Genomic DNA, 20,791 nt, shown 5'->3' with positions numbered 1-20,791 from the left:
TGTATCTTAATCTTGAATAGAGTTTTGATAATTTCAGATTATGGCAGGACATAGTAAATGGGCAAATATTAAGCGCCAAAAAGCGGTAGTAGATGCAAAAAAGGGAAAAACCTTTACTCAATTATCGCGGGCGATTATCGTGGCAGCTAGAAGCGGCGTACCCGACCCGGCGCTGAATTTTCAACTTCGCACGGCAATTGACAAGGCAAAAGCAGCGAGTATCCCCAATGATAATATTGAACGAGCGATCGCTAAAGGTGCAGGTACTTTTGGTGGCGATAACGCTATCTTTGAAGCGATTCGCTACGAAGGTTACGGCCCTAGTGGTGTAGCGATTTTAATCGAAGCCTTGACAGATAATCGCAATCGCACTGCTGCTGATTTGCGTGTAGCTTTTAGTAAAAATGGTGGCAATCTTGGTGAAACAGGTTGCGTTAGTTGGATGTTCGATCAAAAAGGCGTTTGTGTCGTGCAGGGTGTGGTTGACGAAGAACAGCTTTTAGAAGCATCCCTCGAAGGCGGTGCTGAATCTTATGAGATGCCTGAAGATGGAATGGCTGAGGTTTTAACTAATATTGGCAATTTAGAAACCCTTAGTCAGACACTCAAAAGTCAAGGCTTTAAGGTAACTGATGCCGAATTTCGCTGGATTCCTAGTAATAGTGTAGAAGTTACCGATCCAGATCAGGCGCGATCGCTTTTCAAGTTAATTGATACTCTAGAAGGCTTGGATGATGTGCAAAATGTCACAGCTAACTTTGACATAGCAGAAGAATTAATGACTTCTAGCATTTCTTAATCAAAATTAATACAAGCATTATAGCCAAATAGTATTTATTTGAGCAATGTGCCAAATATCATATCTAGTAGTGTGATTTTAGTAAGTATGATGGCCGTGAGTATTTTTAACCAAGTATGTCCCATAAATCCAATATTTTACGGATGTAAAAATAGACATGAAAGATTCATATAAATTACAAACTTATGACATATACCTATCGGATAGTGAGATTATTCATTACCTGATGAGGATTTTCAAGTGAATAAGTTCGCTAAAGCTTTACTTTTGACCTTAGTTTTTGCTGCTCCTGTAACTGTTTTTGCATCTGAAGCTCAAGCTAAACCTACTCATGTTGCTAGTGCTAAATCTTACAAAAGCCATCAACTAAAACACCACAAATATCACAAGCATCATGCTAAAAAACTAACTCTTAAAACTCATAAATAGTTACTATTACGCACACAAGTTTCTAGTAGCTTTCTAATAAAGTTTAGTGTTGGTCTCTCTGAAAAAATAATTGTATTATTCAAACCTGCTGAAATCCCTACCAATCAGCAGGTTTTTTTTGAGTTAACTTGCTCAAGGGGGAGCGATCGCGTCAAAATAAGAGTTAAGACGCTGTAATCTAACTTAACAATGGCCTTAACGCAGCTTGAACAAATTTCTCCTCAACCAACACCGCCAGACTTACGGGGATATGAATACGATTTGGTAATTGTCGGCGGTGGGATTATTGGGTTAACTCTAGCCTCCGCTTTAAAAGATTCTGGCTTGAGTATCTTGCTGATTGAAGTGAAAGTGGCATCAGCTGCGGTAGCCAAGGGACAAGCTTATGCAGTTCATCAGCTTTCGGCGCTAATCTATCAAGGAATTGGAGTTTGGGACAAAATATTGCCTCAAATCGCCAAATATTGCCGAGTTCGTCTTTCGGATGCCGATTATCCCCATGTGGTGGAATTTACCACAGATGATATAGATACAGCCGAATTGGGTTATGTGGCGGAACACCAAGCACTGTTGCAGCCTTTGCAGGAGTTTGTTCAAGATTGTCCAAATGTGACTTATCTGTGTCCAGCTGAAGTGGTAAATACGGTGTACCAGCAGGATATAGTCGCGATCGATATTAAAGTTGCCGATCAATTACGAACAGTTCGCAGCAAATTAGTGATAGCAGCAGATGGGGCGCGATCGCCAATTCGTCAAGCTGCGGGAATCAAAACCTCCGGCTGGAAATATTGGCAGTCTTGCATTGTGGCATTTGTCAAACCAGAAAAACCGCACAATAACACCGCTTACGAAAGATTTTGGTCTAGCGGCCCCTTTGCGATTTTACCTTTACCGGGGAACCGTTGCCGCATTGTCTGGACAGCCCCCCATGAAGAAGCAAAAGCTTTATGTGCCTTAGATGATGAGCAATTTTTAGCAGAACTTACCCGTCGCTATGGCGATCAGATGGGGAAATTGGAACTACTAGGCGATCGCTTTGTATTCCAGGTACAACTCATGCAAAGCGATCGCTATGTTCTCCCCCGACTAGCGTTAATTGGTGATGCGGCGCACAATTGTCATCCCGTCGGTGGACAAGGTTTAAATCTGGGGATTCGAGATGCAGCAGCTTTGGCGCAAGTTCTCCAAACAGCACACCAAGCGGGTAAAGATATTGGTGATATTCGGATTTTGAAGGGTTACGAACGCTGGCGCAAGCTAGAGAACCTGACTATTTTAGGTTTCACCGACTTATTAGATCGGATGTTTTCTAATGACTTCTTACCTGTGGTAGTGGTTCGTCGCTTGGGTTTATGGTTTTTGCAGCGAGTACCTGTGTTAAAGGTGTTTATGCTGAAGTTGATGATTGGCTTGAAGGGGCGAACTCCAGAATTGGCAAAACGATAAGGCTTGAGAGTGTCAAAGTCTTCTCGTGCAAAAACGCTGCAAAACAAACTCAGGATTTACGCAAACAATAGCCGAAACCCTTATTTTCATCTAGGGGCAATTCATGTAGCCGAAGGCTTCCCACAGGGTATTGCCCCAGAACGCGTGTACTTTTGCGTAAGTCCTAAAATTCAAGAATCAAAACGGATTGCTGTATATTTATTGATCATCAATTCAAAGAAAACAAAATCAAGTTTGTAAATTTCTGCATATTAAGGTAAATGTAACCCTCTGATTCATAATCAGAGACTCGTATTCCTCTGGTATGCGAGGTAAAAGAGTTTTCGGGAATATTCTAGAATCTAGTTGAAGTATTTATTATCCATAAACGAGAATTTACTATGCCTAATACAACTGATATTCAAATTACGCTTGATCTAAGAAACCCTCAGTTAGATGACGAAGCATTGGAAAAATTAACCCAAAGCCTTCGGCGCGAAATGCTTGACTTAGACGAAGTAAAAGACGTTAAACGTATCCTCGATCCTAATCCACCAGCAGGGAACAAAGCATTAGGAGCGGTTTTGGTCGGGTTGCTAACGGCTGAGGTGAATGCAAAAAATATCCAGACTATGTTTGGATTTTTGAGCGATCGCCTGGTTGGTAAAGCGATCACAATGGAGGTTGAAGCCAATGGTAGAAAGCTCAAAGTCACAGCGAGCAATCAGCAAGAGTTGTTGGCAGCAATTCAGGTAGCCCAACAATTTGTAGCATCCACATAAGAGGTTAATAAAAGATCAAAATGGCTAAGATAGCACTTGCGATCGGGGTAAGTGATTACGCACCAGGTTTGACTCCCCTACCTGGAGCTACCAGAGACGTAGAGGCGATGCGGCGAGTATTACAACACCCAGATATGGGTGGATTTGATGAGGTTAAAACGTTGTCAAATCCTGAGCCACTGGTGATGCAGGAAGCAATTGAAACATTATTTTCGGGTCGCACGAAAGACGATCTAGTACTGCTATTTTTCTCTGGACATGGTGTCAAAGATGACAACGGTAAGCTCCACCTGGCTACGCGCATCACTCGTAAAACCCCACAGGGAGAACTGATTCGGGCAACAGCAGTTCCAGCCAGTTTTGTACAAGACATCATGAGCAATAGCCGCTCTAGGCGACAAGTTGTAATTCTAGATTGTTGCTTTAGTGGAGCATTTGCCGAAGGTTGGTTAGCTAAGGATGACGGTTCTGTAGATGTTAAAAAACAATTGGGAGGAGAAGGGCGGGCTGTCCTTACGTCTTCGACTTCCACCCAGTATTCCTTTGAGCAGGAAGGGTCAGACCTTTCGACTTACACTCGTTATCTGGTCGAGGGGATCGCTACTGGAGCAGCAGATATTGATAGCGATGGTGTGGTTTCGATTGATGAGTTGCATGAGTATGCCAAAGGAAAAGTCCAAGAAACTGCGCCAGCAATGAAACCAGAAATTTATGCAATCAAGGAAGGTTACAAGATCCGTCTTTCTCAAGCACCCACCGAAGATCCAAAGTTAAGGTATCGCAAAGAAGTAGAACATTTTGCCAGTCGTGGCGTGATTTCAGTTGTGGGGCGTAATGCCTTAGATGAGCTACGAGATGGACTGGAACTGCTACCTCAAGATACTACGGCAATTGAAAACGAGGTGCTTAAACCTTACCAAGAGTACCAGAAAAGATTGCAGCGCTATGAGCAAGTTTTAGTTGAGGCGATTGGGCGCGAGCATTCTCTCAGTAGCGACACTCAAAACGAGTTGAAACGGTTGCAGCAAGTTTTAAAACTTAGAGATGAAGATATTGCCCAAATTGAAGCTCAAATTACTTCCCAGAAAATAGCAATCGAACCTTCAGGTAAGTCTGCAAAGGTGATTCAGGCTAAAGCTCTCTTCCGCAGGGATGATGTGGCATCAATCAAACTGTCAAACGAAGCCGTAGCAGCAAGCCAAGCTGAAACTCTTACACCACCTTCAAAACCTAACAAAATCCGTTTATTAATAATTGGGTCAGTAATTGGATCAGTGGGTCTGATTGCTGCTTTGTTTATTGTTGGAAACTCACATCACATTCCCGAACCAAGTCCTAGCGAAGTTAAAGCTGGTCCGATCTGGAACAATGATGATGCAAAAATTAAATGTCCTGTAGCTGCCGCCGCAGTCAATAGACAATGGAATGGTAATTGGATAACGACTATATGGGGAAAAGAGTCAGTTTGTGGTCTTGTAAAAACCCCTTAGTTTCAGCAAAGCAACTTAAGTGTCTGACAAGGACTTGCATAAGTAGTAATGCAAAATTAAATATACATTTGTCATTGCGAATGGAGCAAAGTGGTTTAAAAGTCAGACTTCATTGCCAAGTATTACAAATTAAGAATTTAAACACTACACCACAGCAGCTTGAAAAATCTGATTTGGCGTGAGATTCAATTCGGGAAAAGTTTGGGAGATAATGCGATCGCTATCTCGAAACTTACTTATCTGATATTCCCCATCAACCAAGTTACAAACGGTAATTGTCGGTTGTTTGGGATTGCCGATAAAATTACGTCCACCCAAGGCGGCATAATCGACAATCCAGTATTCCGGGATACCCATCTCTTCATAGTCAGCGTATTTTAAATAGTAATCGTCCCGCCAGTTGATTGATACAACCTCTATAGCCAAAGGTATTGATGCACCCAAACTTACGATAGATTGTTTTTTCCATAATGGTTCATTTTCCAGATTTGTACGATTTAGCACCAACACATCTGGGATGTAACCCGAATCTTTTTCAGGAGGTCTAACTATAACTTGGTTGGGCATAAAGTAGGGCAATCCTAGACGTTTGATTTCAACAGGAATTTCGATACCTAGAAATCCTTTAACTTCCTCGTGTTCCCCTACAGGTTGTGCCATCTCAACAATTTCTCCTTTATGTAGTTCATAGCGGACTCGTCGATTTTCGGGTAGCCAATCGACGAATTCCTCAAAGGTTACTAGCTTAGGTATGGCTTGAGTCATAGATGATAGAGAGTTACTGATGATAAGAATATTATCTATAATCTAGAAGACTGCGGACAGGTTTTCCACCACGCTTAAGTCTGATGTGGGTACAGTGGATTAGACTTTATATAAGAAGTAATAAAAGGAAGCTGCTGCGCATGGGTGTTGAGGTGTTTTTCTCCTATTCCCATAGAGATGAAACCTTGAGAGATGAGTTAGCCAAACATCTCACTACGATGAGACGGCAAAAAATTATCACTGCTTGGTATGACCGTGAGATAACGGCTGGTAGCGAATGGGCAGATAATATCTATGTACATCTAAACTCCGCCCAAATTATTTTGTTGTTAGTTAGTGCAGATTTTTTAGCTTCAGACTACTGTTATGACATCGAACTGAAGCGGGCAATGGAACGACATGAAACTGGGGAAGCGTGTGTAATCCCAATTATTCTTAAACCTGTAGATTGGCAAGGAGCGCCTTTTGGGAAACTTCAGGCACTTCCTAAGAACGCAGAATCTATCAGTACTTGGGCTGACCGAGATCAAGCTTTTTTGAATGTAGTACAAGGTATTCGCAGGGTTGTTGAAACAATCGTTTCAGGTAACTCAACAGTTCAGGTAGCTTCAATTAATCTAGAACAGCCAAAATATACTTCGCAGCGAGAGAAAATACAGCAGCAAATCCAGGCTTTGCAGGTAATTATCGATGATGCACAAACTACCTCAAACGTTGCAAGTGTCCGTAAATACTTCTGGCAGTGGAGAAAGGAGACAACCGACTTTCTTTCAGAAGCAGTCGGCAAACAGGAATCCCTTGCGTTAGTTATGATATCTCCACGTGAAGATATTAAAACCGATCAGGCTCGTTTGATCAACGAAGCAACACAAATTCGCAACTACTTGCTCGCACTGTCTCAAGAACTAACCTAAGAGGAACTCCACAATGCTGCTAAAAATACCGTCAAAGAATTTTCCTAACAAAGAGGTTGATGTAAGTGTATTGGTTAATCATTTACGTGAGTTTTTTGAGACAAAAAATTACAAGGTTGACTTTCAAAAGGGAGCGGCAGGTGCAATTATTTTAGATGCAAATCAGTCTACGACTATTCGTGACTGGCTTGGTCTTTCGCTGAGGATAACGCTCAGGTTAAACACTGGTTCTGAAGTAACCCGTATTTGGATAGGAAATCAAAAATGGGTTGACAAAATTATTGTGGCATTTATTGGTATAGTACTTTGGCTCCTGACAATAACCTATTATAAGCCTTCTTGTGCCTCTTATTATATTAGAAATAATAGTAGTAATATACCTTTGCTTATAATCATCTTTGTTGGTTTATTAATAATACTTCCTACTATCGGTGCATATTTACAACTCAAAATTACACAGGATGTATGGAATATGATTGAGAATCATGCGGCACTTGAACATGGATCAAACTCTTAACTCGATCTACTACACTCAGCATCAATGTTGGTTTAGAAACACGCTTGTAGTGCGATCGCACAATCTTGTAGGATGCGTTAGCGATCGCGTAACGCATCACTGAATTATCCATTATCTGCTGGATTTGGGCATAGCATCATTCAATGACCAACTACCGCAGAAGTAGGATTGACGGCGGTACTTACTTCTTTACCCAGGTAACATATCAAAGACATTACCGAGAGTTATATAAATCTCCTTCGGGTTACGTTTCGTTGGCATAGCCTTTGGTAGAGTAGCCGTACCAGCGTCTACAGACTTATCTTCTAAAAAATTATCTATTATATACCAAAGATAGATGTAATAGTACTTGATATGTGCTAATTACTCAATATTGCTAAACTGTGGGATTGAAAATTAAAATTTTTCTACATAAGATTAATAATCTAAAATTAAAAATTGGTAACAGTGATGGTTAGGAGTGTTAGAGTTTCAGGAAATTCATCGGAACTTTTCAGCGGGTATTCATGCTGAAGAAACTACAGAAAAAGCAAATTTCCATAATTGCGGGTGCGGCACTGTTTGCCTTTTTAGCTGGGGCGATGGTATCAGCACCTCAGATTGGTAAAACCGTTGGGCAATGGCTCAAAGTGGGTAAGAATCAGGCACAGCAAACATCTGATGCTAATATTGCCCAATCAGCCGTCTTTCCACTGATATCGCAATCTCTGCCAGAACGAGCGGCAAAACTAGCAGCGATCGCTGGACAGTCACCTTCTCTAGACCGAAATCGCGCTCGTTATCTTTTGGCGAGTGATTACATTGAAAGAACCCAAGCGCAAAAAGCCCTAGTTTTACTTGACGGATTAGATAAAGACTATTCCATCCTCGCGCCTTACATTTTACTCAAACAGGCCCAGGCACGGGATATTCTGGGTGAGGACGGCAAAGCCTCGGATCTCAGGCAAAGTGTGCTGAAACAGTATCCTAAAGAAGCTGCTTCGGTAAAAGCACTATATCTGATTGCTCAACCGAAGCAACAAGAAATAGCGATCGCTCAATTTCCTTCCAATCCTCTAACTTGGGAAATTATTCGCAAACGCTTGCAAGAAAATCCCAATCAGCCAAAATTACAATTGATTTTGGCTAAGTATGCTTACGATCAACTAGGGATAGTGGGCGTTTTGGATCAGCTAGTAAAACAGCCTAGCCTCAAACCCGAAGAGTGGGAACTCATTGGTACAAGTTATTGGGAAAATAGTCAATTTCTCAAATCAGCCAATGCTTATGCCAAAGCACCCAAAACATCGCGCAACCTCTACCGGACTGCACGAGGGTTACAGGTGGGAGGCAAAGATAAAGAAATAGCGATCGCTACCTATAAACAATTGGTGCAGCAATTTCCCAATAGCGAAGAAACTGGGACTGCACTACTGCGGTTAGCAGAAACCGCAAAAACAAGCAAGGACGGCTTACCTTATCTCGATCAAGTAATTAGTAAATTTCCTAAACAAGCTGGGACTGCACTGGTACAAAAAGCCAAAACTCTCCAAACCCTCAAAGATCAAAAGTCAGCTAGCCAGGTGTGGCAATTACTGATTGCCAAATACGGCAATTCTGATGAAGCCGCAGAATATCGTTGGAAAATCGCCCAAGATAAAGCCAAAATCAAAGATTACGTCGGTGCTTGGCAATGGGCAGAGCCAATTGTCACCAACAATCCTAATAGTATTTTGGCTCCAAGAGCAGGTTTTTGGGTAGGTAAATGGGCAGCTTCACTAGGGAAACAACAGGAATCTCAAACTGCTTATGACTATGTAATTAGTCAGTTTCCCTACTCTTACTATGCATGGCGAGCCGCGAATATGCAGGGGCTAAATGTCGGCAACTTTGACAATGTGCGCGTCATGAACCCCGAAGTAATCGCACCGCAGCGTTCATTACCCCCGGCTGGTTCTGAGACTTTCAAAGAATTATATCTGCTCGGTCAAGACCGCGATGCCTGGTTACAATGGGAAACGGAATTTCAAAACAAAATTCAGCCAACAGTAGCAGAGCAATTTACTGAAGGGTTGATGCGGCAAGCTAAGGGAGAAAATCTCATCGGAATTGACAAAATTTCTAAATTGGAAGATCGGGAAATACCAGCAGAATTTGCCCAATATCAAACTCTGAGCAAACAAATCGCCTACTGGCAAGCCCGTTATCCATTTCCCTATCTCCGAGAGACTGAAAAATGGTCTATTGAGCGTAAACTCAATCCCTTGTTAGTAACTGCTCTGATGCGTCAAGAGTCACGGTTTGAGCCAAAAATCAAATCTGTTGCTAATGCTACTGGTTTGATGCAGTTGTTGCCGAGTACAGCTCAATGGATCGCTCCCCAAATTAAGGTAGATATCAAAACAATCAACCTCGAAAACCCCAACGATAATATTATGCTGGGTACATGGTATTTAGATCATACCCATCAGCAATATAACAATAACTCGCTGTTAGCGATCGCTAGTTACAATGCTGGCCCCGGCAACGTCTCCAAATGGCTACAAACTTTAACTACACAAGATCCAGATGAGTTTGTTGAACAAATTCCCTTTGACGAAACCAAAAATTATGTGCGTCAGGTATTTGGCAACTACTGGAATTATTTGAGACTTTACAACCCGGAAGTTTCTGGCATCGTTGCAAAGTACTCGACTACACACCCAAAATTGCCAGCGCAGTGATTTATGCCCAATTGGATGAACTAATATGCAGCAGCGCACCAGTCTAGGGCACTGGAATAGGGAGCATCCCAATATGATCGGATAAGCAGGGGAGGCTGGCGTTGCAGGGGAGGCAAAAACTCAACGCCAGCCTCCATTTCTCCCCCTGCTCAAGAACAGCTTGCCTCAACCAAGAAATTCCAAAACCTACGCAGTATTGGGGAGCATCCCAATCAAGCAAATTTATCAAGATGATTGATTGTCATTGCGAATGAAGCGTTCGCAATGACATAGAAGCCTAAAGTAGTACAATTAAACTATAGGTAGCATTCATAGGGCTTGCTGTGAGAACTCTGTAAGCTGATGTATGAAAGCGAATAAAGGCTAGTACCGCAGGGCGGAATTAAAAATTAAAAATTAAAAATTAAAAACGAATATATAATGAGGGTTTAATTGATTTGGAATGGGTGGTTTATTTCCGCCGCACTGTACTAGCTATTATTTAGCAGACTCAAGGAGGTGGTTGTAGTGTTGTCATGTTTTAACATAGCAGATTACTTTATCTGGTTGGCAAATGAAACAGGCTCTTTTATCAGTAATTTAAAGCTGCAAAAGCTTGTGTACTATGCTCAAGCTTGGCATCTTGCACTCTATAACACTCCTTTATTCCAAGAGGATTTTCAAGCTTGGATACATGGGCCTGTCATACCTGTGTTGTACCAAAAGTATAAGCTTTTTGGATGGCAACCAATTTTAGAGGATGCTAACCCTAAATTACCCCAAGAGGTTCAAGAGTTTCTAGATGAGGTTGCACAGGAGTACTTTGCCTGCGATGCTTATGAATTAGAGCAGATGACTCATGCCGAGACACCCTGGAATTTGGCTAGAGCAAATCTACCAGATGACGAACCTTCCAACGAAGTTATTCAGAAACAGTGGATGAAGGAGTATTACGGATCTCGTGCCGAAGCAAAGGATTAAAAAGACTGAGGTTCCCAAAGACGGCATATCAGGTATTAAACCAACAAAGCTGAAGCCACCTCAAGGCATCAGCTTTTCATTTAAATATTATCAAGATAGTAACAGCAAGTTTTCTTGTAGCGAAAAAGAAGTATTTTATTGGCTGACCTTACTTGAGCGATTAAAAGCTTTATCTAGTATGACGGCTCAAGAGTTGTTAGTGAATCGTAGCAGTACGCTAAGATGTCAGCCCATTAGGTGGGAAGATACCAGCGAGAGAGCATTTGGCTTGCCAAATGAAGAACAATTAGTTGACATACCATATCAATTTTCCATTTCCTCAAATGAACATGGCAGGGTTCATGGATTTTTTATTCACGAGATTTTCTACATTGTTTGGCTAGACCCAGATCATTTATTGTACCCTGCAAAAAATTAAGGAATCATCGCCACCTTAATTATCTATTGTGCCAAGACAGATATTTAAGGGGGATATGATGTAAAACCGTGTCCTATTTGGGGCAATAAGACACGGTTTCATAAAAGTATTTAGTTATAATATTACAAAAATCAAATTAAAATTTGATTTATACCAAATTAATCCATTTACTGAGATTTGTTTTCTGGTTGATTAACTTTCTCTGTTGTCGGAGAGATTTGGCGATCGCAGTTTGTCTTTTCTTGAGTTAGAGCGATCGCACTAAAGAAAATGGCACTTCCCACAGCCAAGGCGATCATAGGACGCTTGAGCAAGACAAAATCTCTGATAATTCTAGCTAAAGGTCGGCTTTGACGACGTAACGCCGAAGCAATCATCAATTGTCTCCAAGTAAAGGGGTCACGCACATAATGACCACTTTGGCAAACTACCAGCCTTTCCTGGCAATAGGGACAGCAAAACAAGCCCATGCGCCTTTTGACTGGTTTGGGTGTGGCATTTCTTTGGCAAATTGGGCAAGTAACATAATGATTATCAAAGGTGTGTATATTCATTTACCTCGTCCGCCTAGTCCATTTACTCGCTCTATTAAGAATAGCTATATTGAATTGGGATCAATACTTAGCAGATTTCCAAGTATGTTCTGACATCAGCCATAAATCATACATATATTGTATTACTACCAAGGATGGCTCAATGGTCGCAACACGAGTATAGCTAGATTTAGGCAAGGATGACTCCTAGTTAATATTTGCGGGTGCATTTACCCAGCCCACAAAAACTTTGTTGTCTCTAAAAAGAATAGTCTTGCTGCTCACTCCCACCTCACTAACTTAGGCATCGCTAACCCTCAGATAACAATTGTCTCCCATTTAACCATTCTCCCCACAAAAATTTCTTACAACGACATTTTTTGCGAAAACTTTGTAAATCAAGCAAATAAAGTCTACTTGTCTAGTTGCTAAATAATGGCTCACAATGAGAAGTAACAGATAAAAATTTAAATTTTTTCTTACATTTACCCCGCCTCTAAATGACTCTCTTGCCTCCCACTCAACTGAGGAAGGTAAGGTCACAACCTGCCTTTCCTACACCTTCTGCTCCTTTAGCTCACCTAATTAATCGTTTTCAACCATCACCAGAAACAGTTGTCCTGTTTTTAGCCATGCTGATTGGCGGTGGTGCTGGTATGGGTGTAGTCACCTTTCACTATTTAATCCAGTTGATTCACCAGTTGATGCTGGAAAATTTAATGGGTCAAATCGGTGTCTGGGGTGCTTGGACTTTAGCCTGTGTTCCCACCCTTGGCGGATTAATCGTTGGCTTGATGCGCTGGCGCACACAAGACTTTGGCCCCGGACTTTCATCTCTCATCGCCGCTTCTCAAGGAACAGAGATTAGGCGACCACTACGACCAGTTACGAAAATGCTGGCTGCATCTGTTTCTTTGGGGAGCGGTGCTTCTTTGGGGCCAGAAGGGCCAAGTGTAGAAATTGGCGCAAATTTTGGGATGTTGTTTTCTGTGATCCTCAATGTATCTCAAGAACGACAACGTTTGCTGTTGGGTGCTGGCGCGGCGGCTGGACTGGCGGCGGGATTTAATGCTCCCATCGCTGGAGTATTTTTTGCCTTAGAAGTGGTGATGGGAGCGACATCTTTCGCTACTTCTGCCGTCAGCGTAGTACTGCTAGCGGCGGTAGTAGCAGCATTGATTGCCCAAATTGGTTTGGGGGCACAACCTGCTTTTGATTTACCTGTTTACCAAGTCCGCAGTCCTTTGGAATTACCCCTTTATCTTGGTTTGGGTTTAGGGGCCAGCCTAGTTTCTCTGGCTTATACTCAATCAATTCGGGGAGCAAAAGCCTGTTTTGCTGGGAAGGTTCCAGGTTTTGCCTTTTTGGGACGAATCCCTGAGCCGATTCATCCAATTATTGGCGGTGTGATAATTGGCGCAGTTGCTTTGCATTTCCCACAAATTCTAGGTGTGGGTTATGAAACTGTAGAAGCAATGCTTCAGGATGTGGAGTTTCCATTGTCCCTGCTGGTGGTGTTGTTGGTGGTGAAGCTACTGATGACTGCAATTAGTACAGGTAGTGGTTTCATCGGTGGCTTGTTTGCACCAGCCATGTTTTTAGGTGCTTCTTTTGGTTCAGCTTACGCCAAAATTTTAGCTGTAGCATTCCCAACTATTTGCGATCAAATGGCGGCTCCCCCAGCTTATGCAATGGTAGGAATGGCAGCAGTACTAGCTGCTAGTGTCAGAGCGCCGTTAACAGCTATTTTAATGCTGTTTGAATTAACCCGCGACTATCGCATTGTTTTACCCTTGATGGCAGCTGTGGGTTTGAGTGTTTGGCTAGTGGAAAGGATTAAACCAACTTTTAACTCTAACTCTAATCTACAACAGATTGGTCTTTCAGAATTGAAAGATGAACAAGCGGAAATTGTGCAGCAAATTTTGGTAGAAGATGCCATGTACCCCTGTCCCAAAAAGTTACCTGCAACCCTTGGAGTTTTAGATGCAGCGGTGGAAATGATCCGCGATCGCACCCGGAGCGCTTTAGTACTTGATGAAGCCGAGCAATTAGTTGGTATACTTTCTCTGGAAGATATTAACCGCGTCCTTGCTCTTTGGCAAACTTACCCAAATTCACTAACTGAAATTCCAGATAATTTATCTAGTCAAACTCTCATAGATATTTGTAATACTGAAATCCTCTATGCATGGCAAGATGAATTATTATCTGAAGCTTTAGACCGCATGAGTCTTCGAGGTTTGCATCAATTACCAGTGGTAGCAAGAGACAAACCCGATCGCATTTTGGGTTTACTAGAAAAAGAGCAAATTGCTTTAACCTGCAATTTAGCAGTTACACGCAAGGCACTTCGTCACTATTTACCAGTCTTACCAACCACAGATATCGTTACTAATCATTAGTCAATCAATTTTGGATTTTGGATTTGCAATTTTAGATTAACTGCACCCACTCTTGGGATGCAGCTTTAGGATTTGAGATTTGTTCCACCTAAAAGGAGTGGGGTATGAACTAAAAACAATCCAAAATCCAAAATCTTCAAGACTCACCCGTTGATCGGTGGGGTCAATCCAAAATCTAAAATCTAAAATCCAAAATATGTTGACTTTGGACTCTTAACTATATTCCTAAGCTGTGGCTTCTATGGTTTCATCACCTTCCCGATCTTCTGGGTCTACCTGTCTCAGACGAATGTGCTTTTTGCCTAAAGTGATGATAAATTCATCTCCTGGTTGCAGATTCATCTGTTTTGTATAAGCTGAACCTATAAGTAAGTTACCATTGGATTGCACACTAATTCTATAGCTAGCACTACGTCCACCACGCCCATTAGCGCTGGGTGTGCTGTCCAACTGAATGCCTTCAGCATCAATTAGGGCATTTAAGAACTTCATCATATTGACGCGCTCTATACCATTTTTGGTAACGGTATAGTAGCCGCACTTCTTAGCTTTGTCTTCTTTGCTCTCGCTCTCTAGCTCTTTAACTTTTTTGAGCAGTTCTTCACCGAGTAGGGGTTCAATTTTTTTCAGTTTAGGCATCAACTTAGGTCGAAAATGAATGTTTGAAGTGTTGGAATCGATTTTATTTTAGCTGAGGTTGAGCTAATAGGAACATATTCCTTTAGTTTTTATCTCAACCTAGCCAAGTATATTACACTCAGATGCACAATTGTTATGTAATTAACAATATTTTCAAGACAATCTATTTTAGAGAATGCTGGCAATGCTGATAACTATATATATAGTTTGTAAATCACTGCTAGACTATAGAAGTTTTAAGTTTTCTAAACTAACGCTCAAAAGTTCTTTATTTGCTGAGGATGATAACTGAGTTACAGAATGATAAGTAAAACTGATCCTTAATCATTAGTCATTAGTCATTGGTCAGTTAAACTGAGCGAATGCGAACAGCATCTCATAGAGAAGCCATTGGCGTAGCCTCTCATAGAGAAGAATTGGTCATTGGTTATTTACAAAGGACAAACAACAAACTTGCCAAAATGAAACTAACTACCAGAGGACACTATAGTGTGAAGGCGTTGCTAGATTTGAGTTTACAGCCAAAATATGGGCCTGTATCTGTAAGAGCGATCGCTAAACGCCAAGATATCCCGGCTCCTTACCTCGAAAAACTACTAATAGAAATGCGTCGTGCGTCTTTAGTGAAATCAATTCGTGGTAGCATCGGTGGATACCAATTGGCAAGAGAGCCTCTACAAATATCTATAGGACAAATTTTAGAAGCAGTTGGCGAGACTAGCCATTTACCTCATCACACCCCAGCACCTACACAAGCTGAAGATTGGGTAACATTTAGCCTTTGGCAAAGACTCAACCAAAAGCTCAAAGAAGCTTTGTACAGTATTACTCTGGCAGACCTTTATTACGATGCTCGTAGCTGGCAAGCTTCCCTTGGGGAAGAAGCTAGTTTTGTGGTTTAGTGATTTATGATTAATAGCATCTATATCTTAATAATTGCAGCATTTTTAGATTACTTAATTGGCGATCCTTGGAATTGGCCTCATCCAGTGCAAGTTATGGGGTGGGTAATTTATCGCCTGACTAAATTTTCTCTCAAATTGTCTAAAAATTCTCTCACACAACGCCTAGCTGGAATCGTACTAGGGATTATTCTAATAATTGGTAGCGGTCTGATTGGCTTTTTGATTATTCAAAGTGCTAGATGGGTTCATCCGTTGTTGGGAATTGCAATAGAAAGTATTCTTTTGGCAAGTTGTTTTGCTGGCAGAAGTTTGCGGGTAGCAGCGCTGGCTATTTTACAACCTTTAACAACAGGAGATTTGGAGAAGGCTCGAAAAACTTTAAGTAATTACGTTGGTCGAGATACACAAAACCTCACACAAGCAGAAATTTTTCGAGCTGTTTTAGAAACGGTTGCAGAAAATGCTACCGATGGAGTTATGGCTCCGCTTTTTTATGCAATTGTTGGTGTCTTTGTGCCAATTGTGGGGCCAACCCCTTGGTTTTAGCATATAAAGCCAGCAGTACCCTTGATTCAATGGTGGGATATCGGGAAGCACCCTATACTTATTTGGGATGGTTTTGTGCGCGCTTAGAAGATTGTTTGACTTGGCTACCTTGTCGGTTAACAGTTACAACTCTGGCGTTGTTATCGGGTAAACCGATGCATATTTGGCGAGTTTGTCAGCGAGATGCAGTTAATGATCCTAGTCCTAATTCTGGCTGGAGTGAGTGCGCCTATGCTGCTTTTTTGGGTGTACAGATGGGCGGTACAAATTGGTATCGTGGAGTCGCTAAGTACAAACCACTGCTAGGAGATGCTATTTATCCCATTACTGCAACTTCTATTCACAATGCTTTGCAGCTGACTCGATATTGTTTTTTGCTATGGTTAGGCATAGTGATCGCTATATTCTTAATACTTCCAAACAAGTAATGATAAATGTAAAGTTAAGAATTAGGACTTCAGAATAAAAACTCCTAACTTGTACAGACGCGATTCATCGCGTCTCTCCTAACTCCTCACTTATCATTCCCTATGTCTGCAAAAGTAGTTGAAATTCTCTCATCCGAAGAAATTCGTCGTACCTTGACTCGTCTTGCTTCTCAAATTGTCGAAAGGACACGTGATTTGTCTCAACTGGTGCTTCTTGGTATATATACCAGGGGTGCGTTCTTAGCCGAATTGTTGGCGCGTCAGATTGAGATCCTAGAAGGTGTAGCCGTGTCAGTCGGGGCTTTGGACATAACATTTTATCGAGATGACCTCGACAAAATTGGATTGCGGACTCCAACGAAAAGCGAAATTCCTTTTGATCTTACGGGAAAAACCGTTGTCCTTGTAGATGATGTGATTTTTAAAGGACGAACGATTCGCGCTGCTTTGAACGCAGTCAACGACTACGGTAGACCAGAAGTGATTCGTTTAGCTGTGTTAGTAGATAGAGGTCATCGGGAATTACCAATTCACCCAGATTTTATTGGCAAAAAGTTACCTACTGCTAAAGAAGAAGTTGTCAAAGTTTACTTACAAAATTACGATGGGCGAGATGCAGTCGAGTTGATTGGAGATTAAAAATTAGGCGTAGAGACGCGATTAATCGCGTCTCTACAGGAATTGAAAAAGAGGCAAGGGAGCAGGGAGCAGGGAGCAGGGAGCAGGGAGCAGGGAGCAGGGGAGAAGGAACAGAAAGGGGGATTCGACCCCACCTGAACGAGAACCACTTAACTCTTATTGGGGGACTCAGACCCATGTTCCGCTCCGCTCCACGGCTCTTGGTTGGGGTCATTTCCCCCAGCGAAGAGCCCCCTTCCCCCTACCTCTTCGTTGAGTAGATAAAGGAGATGGGAAAATTTCAATTCCCAAGGTTTAATGTCATTAAACCTTGATATATTTGCCATCTCCCAACGCCAAGCTAACTAGCAATGTTATGATTTCATGACAAATTGATCCCAGAAAGGCTTATAAATTCGTAATACAGGCAAAAAACCTATTGGAACCACTTGATCCCTAGATATGCTTAGTGGTTAATATGAACTTAACAAACAAAACTCCTGCGATCCCAAAGAAATGCTAATTGGCATAACTTAAGAATTGCAAGGAATCGACCTCAATTTAAAAACAGATTAAAAAACTTAAAACTGGGCAAAACCAGGAGTCAGGAATAAGAAATTCATCTGGAATGGATGACATTTTATATAGCATTCTTTAACCAGGGGAAATCATTTACCGCTTACACTACTGGAGGCCAAATTAATGGCAAAAGAACGCCCGCCACTAGAAGAGATGACCTTACGGCAACTCCGCAGAGTTGCCAGCGAATATAGCATCTCTCGCTATAGCCGAATGCGTAAATCACAATTGCTGGCATCAATTTTAGAAGTCCAGCGCAGCAAAACTTTGCTCAGTCCATCTCGTTCATTGGAGGCACAGGAAACCGTGGAAGCTGCTAAGTTTGAATTAGGTCAGGAAGATCGTACAGGTGGATCTCTAGCTGATGTTGATGAAGGACTCGCAGATTTGCCCTCTGGCTATGGTGAAAGCCGGATTGTCCTCTTGCCACGCGATCCTCAGTGGGCTTACACTTACTGGGATATTCCCAATGAAGATAAAGAGGAACTGCGTCGCCAAGGGGGACAACAACTCGCACTGCGAATTTATGATGTCACCGATATTAATATCGAATACCAAAGTCCCCACAGCATTCAAGAATATCCTGCTGATGAACTAGCTAGAGAATGGTATCTACCAGTTCCAGTTAGCGATCGCGATTATGTGATAGATATCGGCTATCGTGCTGCTGATGGTCGCTGGTTAGTACTAGCTCGTTCTGCTAGAGTCCATATTCCTCCCGTCTATCCTTCTGACTGGATTGAAGATGTCTTCATCACTGTCAACTTTGAAGAAGATTTGCGTGGTAAGACTCAGTATGAACTGGTTCCCCCCGCCAAGAAGATTGCAGCTACAGCTACCACCAATGGTAACGCTGTGAATACCAACGGCAATCCTATCTACGACCAAATATTTGGTTTGGCCGAATCTGCCGAAGGACTACGGGTTGCTGGTTCTATCTTCGGTTCGCAACACCAAGTACCAAGTCCAGAACAAGCCCTTAGCTCTTACATTTTCCCCTCTGGTGTGGGTATGTGGGCAGTTCCCACCGTGTCTGGCTTAACCGCTTCCGGTGCAGGAATGTCAGGTGTTGGCTTCTCTGCTTCAGCCGTACCCGTTCGTCCGCGCAAGTTCTGGTTAATTGCCGATGCTGAGTTGATAGTTTACGGTGCAACCGAACCCGACGCTACCGTAACCATTGGCGGCCGTCCAATTCAGCTAAATCCAGATGGAACATTCCGCTTCCAGATGTCCTTCCAAGATGGTTTAATCGACTATCCGATTTTGGCTGTAGCTGCTGATGGTGAGCAAACCCGATCAATTCAGATGAAATTTAATCGTGAGACACCATCTCGAAATACTAACACCAAAGAAGACGCTGTTTTAGAATGGTTCTCTTAAGTTTTCGTTATCAGATTAATTGCAGACTGAAATTTTAAATTATTCCCCGCTATAGTAATTCTGTAGCGGTTTTTTTGTATAACTATGTCAACCAAGAAATTATTTTTGTTATTTATCTTGATAATTGGTGCAAGCCTATTATCAGGTTGTCAAGAAATTGAAGCAAATTCAATCTCAAAAGTATCTAAAACTTGCCCTGGCAAAGATGCTAAATTTAGTATTGATTTTTTTAAAACCAATAATCAAGGTAAAAAAAATCCCAGAGGTATTAATAATGTGATTATTCTTAATCCCAAATCACCAGAATTAGATTTCAAAGTTAATGTTGGTCTATCTCATAAACTCTACGCCAAAGATGCTAAAGGTAAACTCCGTAAAGAATACATCCCAAAACAGTTTCATGAACTCATCAGTGATGAGAATGCCAAATTAAATGGACAGCTACCCATTGCCGCAATTAATGCCGACTATATAGGTACTGATAATAAACCACAAGGCTTAAATATTTCTCGTGGCGTAGAGTATTCAGGAGCATTTAAAAATAAACGTTCTTCTTTTGGCATATCAGGAGGTACACCCAGCCAGCGACAGGCTACTATCCAGGCTGGTAGAAGAAATAGCGATATTCTCAATTACAATTTAGTGGGTGGTAATGGCAGATTCTACCGTCAGGGTAAGTTTAAGAATATTTGTCAAGACTTGGGAGAATTTGCTTGTAAAAATGCAACTAATCGCTCTCTGGCAGCTATCACCGATCGAGGCTATGTAATACTATTAGTTAATGACTTGAAAGCTAATTCAGAGATTGAATTATCTCAACTTAATCAAGAATTACTACCAGATATGTTTGATAATGTCCTAGAAGGTATTGCGAGCAATAACTGTTTAGGTAAGATTCAAGAAGGAATTTTATTTGATGGAGGGATGTCTCCAGGATTGAATTATAATCAGAAAACTTATGTAGAAAATCTTGGGCCGATTGGTTCAGTTTTTTTGATTTACAAAAAATAACATGGTTGAGGAATATTACCCTGTGGCGGAAATTTACCTACTTTCAACCTTTAACTTTTGGTGAATTCTCCAGCTTGTTTGGATTAACCCAACGATTAACAAATTCGTGATTATCTTTGTACACCTTGATTTGCACTTGCTTGGAACTTAACTGGACTACTTCAGCGGGGATTCTTTGGATATTGCTAGAATCCGCACGAGCTTTGTAAAGCCAAATGACTTTTTGCCCTACTTGAAAATGGTCAGGATTGCTAGTTAAATTAGGCGCTTTTTCTGCCCAAGAGGGGAAAGCAATTACTAAGTTGATTAAAAGTACTAAGACCACGAGAGTGATTTGGAAAAGTTTCACGATCGTTACACTTGTTTTGGGTCTGATAACGAACCGCAGAGGCGCAGAGGGCACAGAGAAATGGAGAAGGGAGAGGATTGTTGTATGAAATTTTGGATGTTTTTTAATTTGGAAGTTCCTTACAGTGTATAGTTTGCTGATTTCAGGATAAAGCGACTTGGGGAATAAAATCAAATAGTCTTTATTCTTAAAAAGAT

The 20,791-nt window shown here is 41.6% G+C and carries 19 protein-coding genes and 1 pseudogene; 16 read left to right on the top strand and 4 right to left on the bottom strand.

Annotated elements, in window-relative coordinates; genetic code table 11:
• Positions 1-40: 40 nt before the first annotated feature.
• The 5 genes from GTQ43_RS06545 (at position 41) to GTQ43_RS06525 (ending at position 4,925) form a co-directional block, all read left to right on the top strand.
• A complete protein-coding gene (locus GTQ43_RS06545; protein ID WP_265271690.1) occupies positions 41-799 on the top strand; it encodes a YebC/PmpR family DNA-binding transcriptional regulator in 759 nt (252 codons plus the stop codon).
• Positions 800-1,039: 240 nt separating this feature from the next.
• On the top strand, positions 1,040-1,228 hold the full coding sequence (locus GTQ43_RS06540; RefSeq protein WP_265271689.1) for a hypothetical protein: 189 nt from the start codon (positions 1,040-1,042) through the stop codon (positions 1,226-1,228).
• A gap of 189 nt (positions 1,229-1,417) precedes the next feature.
• The gene (locus GTQ43_RS06535) at positions 1,418-2,674 is read left to right on the top strand and encodes an FAD-dependent hydroxylase (protein ID WP_265271688.1); all 1,257 of its coding nucleotides are present in this window, start codon (positions 1,418-1,420) and stop codon (positions 2,672-2,674) included.
• A gap of 380 nt (positions 2,675-3,054) precedes the next feature.
• Positions 3,055-3,435 (top strand): hypothetical protein, encoded by a 381-nt coding sequence (locus GTQ43_RS06530; protein WP_265271686.1) that lies wholly within the window; start codon positions 3,055-3,057, stop codon positions 3,433-3,435.
• Between the two features lie 20 nt (positions 3,436-3,455).
• Positions 3,456-4,925 (top strand): caspase, EACC1-associated type, encoded by a 1,470-nt coding sequence (locus GTQ43_RS06525; RefSeq protein ID WP_265271684.1) that lies wholly within the window; start codon positions 3,456-3,458, stop codon positions 4,923-4,925.
• A 144-nt stretch (positions 4,926-5,069) separates the two neighbouring features.
• Here the strand turns inward: GTQ43_RS06525 and GTQ43_RS06520 are convergent, their stop codons facing one another.
• A complete protein-coding gene (locus GTQ43_RS06520; RefSeq protein WP_265271683.1) occupies positions 5,070-5,690 on the bottom strand; it encodes a Uma2 family endonuclease in 621 nt (206 codons plus the stop codon).
• Between the two features lie 140 nt (positions 5,691-5,830).
• On the opposite strand from GTQ43_RS06520, the gene GTQ43_RS06515 reads away from it, so the two are divergent.
• The 5 genes from GTQ43_RS06515 (at position 5,831) to GTQ43_RS06495 (ending at position 11,201) form a co-directional block, all read left to right on the top strand.
• Positions 5,831-6,604 carry a toll/interleukin-1 receptor domain-containing protein gene (locus GTQ43_RS06515; protein ID WP_265271681.1) on the top strand — a complete coding sequence of 258 codons (774 nt, stop codon included), beginning with the start codon at positions 5,831-5,833 and terminating at the stop codon, positions 6,602-6,604.
• A 13-nt stretch (positions 6,605-6,617) separates the two neighbouring features.
• On the top strand, positions 6,618-7,121 hold the full coding sequence (locus GTQ43_RS06510; RefSeq protein WP_265271679.1) for a hypothetical protein: 504 nt from the start codon (positions 6,618-6,620) through the stop codon (positions 7,119-7,121).
• A gap of 506 nt (positions 7,122-7,627) precedes the next feature.
• Positions 7,628-9,823 carry a transglycosylase SLT domain-containing protein gene (locus GTQ43_RS06505; RefSeq protein WP_265271678.1) on the top strand — a complete coding sequence of 732 codons (2,196 nt, stop codon included), beginning with the start codon at positions 7,628-7,630 and terminating at the stop codon, positions 9,821-9,823.
• Between the two features lie 507 nt (positions 9,824-10,330).
• Positions 10,331-10,783 (top strand): Panacea domain-containing protein, encoded by a 453-nt coding sequence (locus tag GTQ43_RS06500; protein ID WP_265271677.1) that lies wholly within the window; start codon positions 10,331-10,333, stop codon positions 10,781-10,783.
• Complete coding sequence (locus GTQ43_RS06495) at positions 10,764-11,201, top strand: hypothetical protein (RefSeq protein WP_265271675.1); 438 nt, start codon at positions 10,764-10,766, stop codon at positions 11,199-11,201. Before GTQ43_RS06500 ends, GTQ43_RS06495 begins: the two co-directional genes overlap by 20 nt.
• A gap of 167 nt (positions 11,202-11,368) precedes the next feature.
• Here the strand turns inward: GTQ43_RS06495 and GTQ43_RS06490 are convergent, their stop codons facing one another.
• Entirely contained in the window at positions 11,369-11,755 is a 387-nt protein-coding gene (locus GTQ43_RS06490; RefSeq protein ID WP_265271673.1) for a hypothetical protein, read from the bottom strand.
• Between the two features lie 479 nt (positions 11,756-12,234).
• Here GTQ43_RS06490 and GTQ43_RS06485 point away from each other — a divergent pair, with 479 nt between their 5' ends.
• Entirely contained in the window at positions 12,235-14,139 is a 1,905-nt protein-coding gene (locus GTQ43_RS06485; protein WP_265271672.1) for a chloride channel protein, read from the top strand.
• Positions 14,140-14,364: 225 nt separating this feature from the next.
• Here GTQ43_RS06485 and GTQ43_RS06480 read toward each other — a convergent pair whose 3' ends face one another.
• Entirely contained in the window at positions 14,365-14,778 is a 414-nt protein-coding gene (locus GTQ43_RS06480; protein WP_265271671.1) for an AbrB family transcriptional regulator, read from the bottom strand.
• Between the two features lie 461 nt (positions 14,779-15,239).
• Between GTQ43_RS06480 and GTQ43_RS06475 the strand changes: the two genes are divergently transcribed.
• The 5 genes and pseudogenes from GTQ43_RS06475 (at position 15,240) to GTQ43_RS06455 (ending at position 20,245) form a co-directional block, all read left to right on the top strand.
• Positions 15,240-15,680, top strand: a complete 441-nt coding sequence (locus GTQ43_RS06475) for an Rrf2 family transcriptional regulator (RefSeq protein ID WP_265273682.1) — start codon at positions 15,240-15,242, stop codon at positions 15,678-15,680.
• 6 nt (positions 15,681-15,686) lie between these two features.
• Positions 15,687-16,657, top strand: a pseudogene (gene cbiB, locus GTQ43_RS06470) (adenosylcobinamide-phosphate synthase CbiB).
• Positions 16,658-16,759: 102 nt separating this feature from the next.
• The gene (gene pyrR / locus GTQ43_RS06465; protein ID WP_265271670.1) at positions 16,760-17,296 is read left to right on the top strand and encodes a bifunctional pyr operon transcriptional regulator/uracil phosphoribosyltransferase PyrR; all 537 of its coding nucleotides are present in this window, start codon (positions 16,760-16,762) and stop codon (positions 17,294-17,296) included.
• A gap of 681 nt (positions 17,297-17,977) precedes the next feature.
• The gene (locus GTQ43_RS06460) at positions 17,978-19,234 is read left to right on the top strand and encodes a DUF4912 domain-containing protein (protein ID WP_265271669.1); all 1,257 of its coding nucleotides are present in this window, start codon (positions 17,978-17,980) and stop codon (positions 19,232-19,234) included.
• 84 nt (positions 19,235-19,318) lie between these two features.
• The gene (locus tag GTQ43_RS06455; protein ID WP_265271667.1) at positions 19,319-20,245 is read left to right on the top strand and encodes a phosphodiester glycosidase family protein; all 927 of its coding nucleotides are present in this window, start codon (positions 19,319-19,321) and stop codon (positions 20,243-20,245) included.
• A 43-nt stretch (positions 20,246-20,288) separates the two neighbouring features.
• Here the strand turns inward: GTQ43_RS06455 and GTQ43_RS06450 are convergent, their stop codons facing one another.
• A complete protein-coding gene (locus tag GTQ43_RS06450; protein ID WP_265271665.1) occupies positions 20,289-20,594 on the bottom strand; it encodes a hypothetical protein in 306 nt (101 codons plus the stop codon).
• Between the last annotated feature and the right edge of the window lie 197 nt (positions 20,595-20,791).

This window comes from Nostoc sp. KVJ3 (assembly GCF_026127265.1).
In the GTDB taxonomy this organism is placed as follows: domain Bacteria; phylum Cyanobacteriota; class Cyanobacteriia; order Cyanobacteriales; family Nostocaceae; genus Nostoc.
The sequence above is the reverse complement of the archived record's forward strand: the minus strand, read 5'-3'. Positions and strand labels throughout refer to the sequence as shown.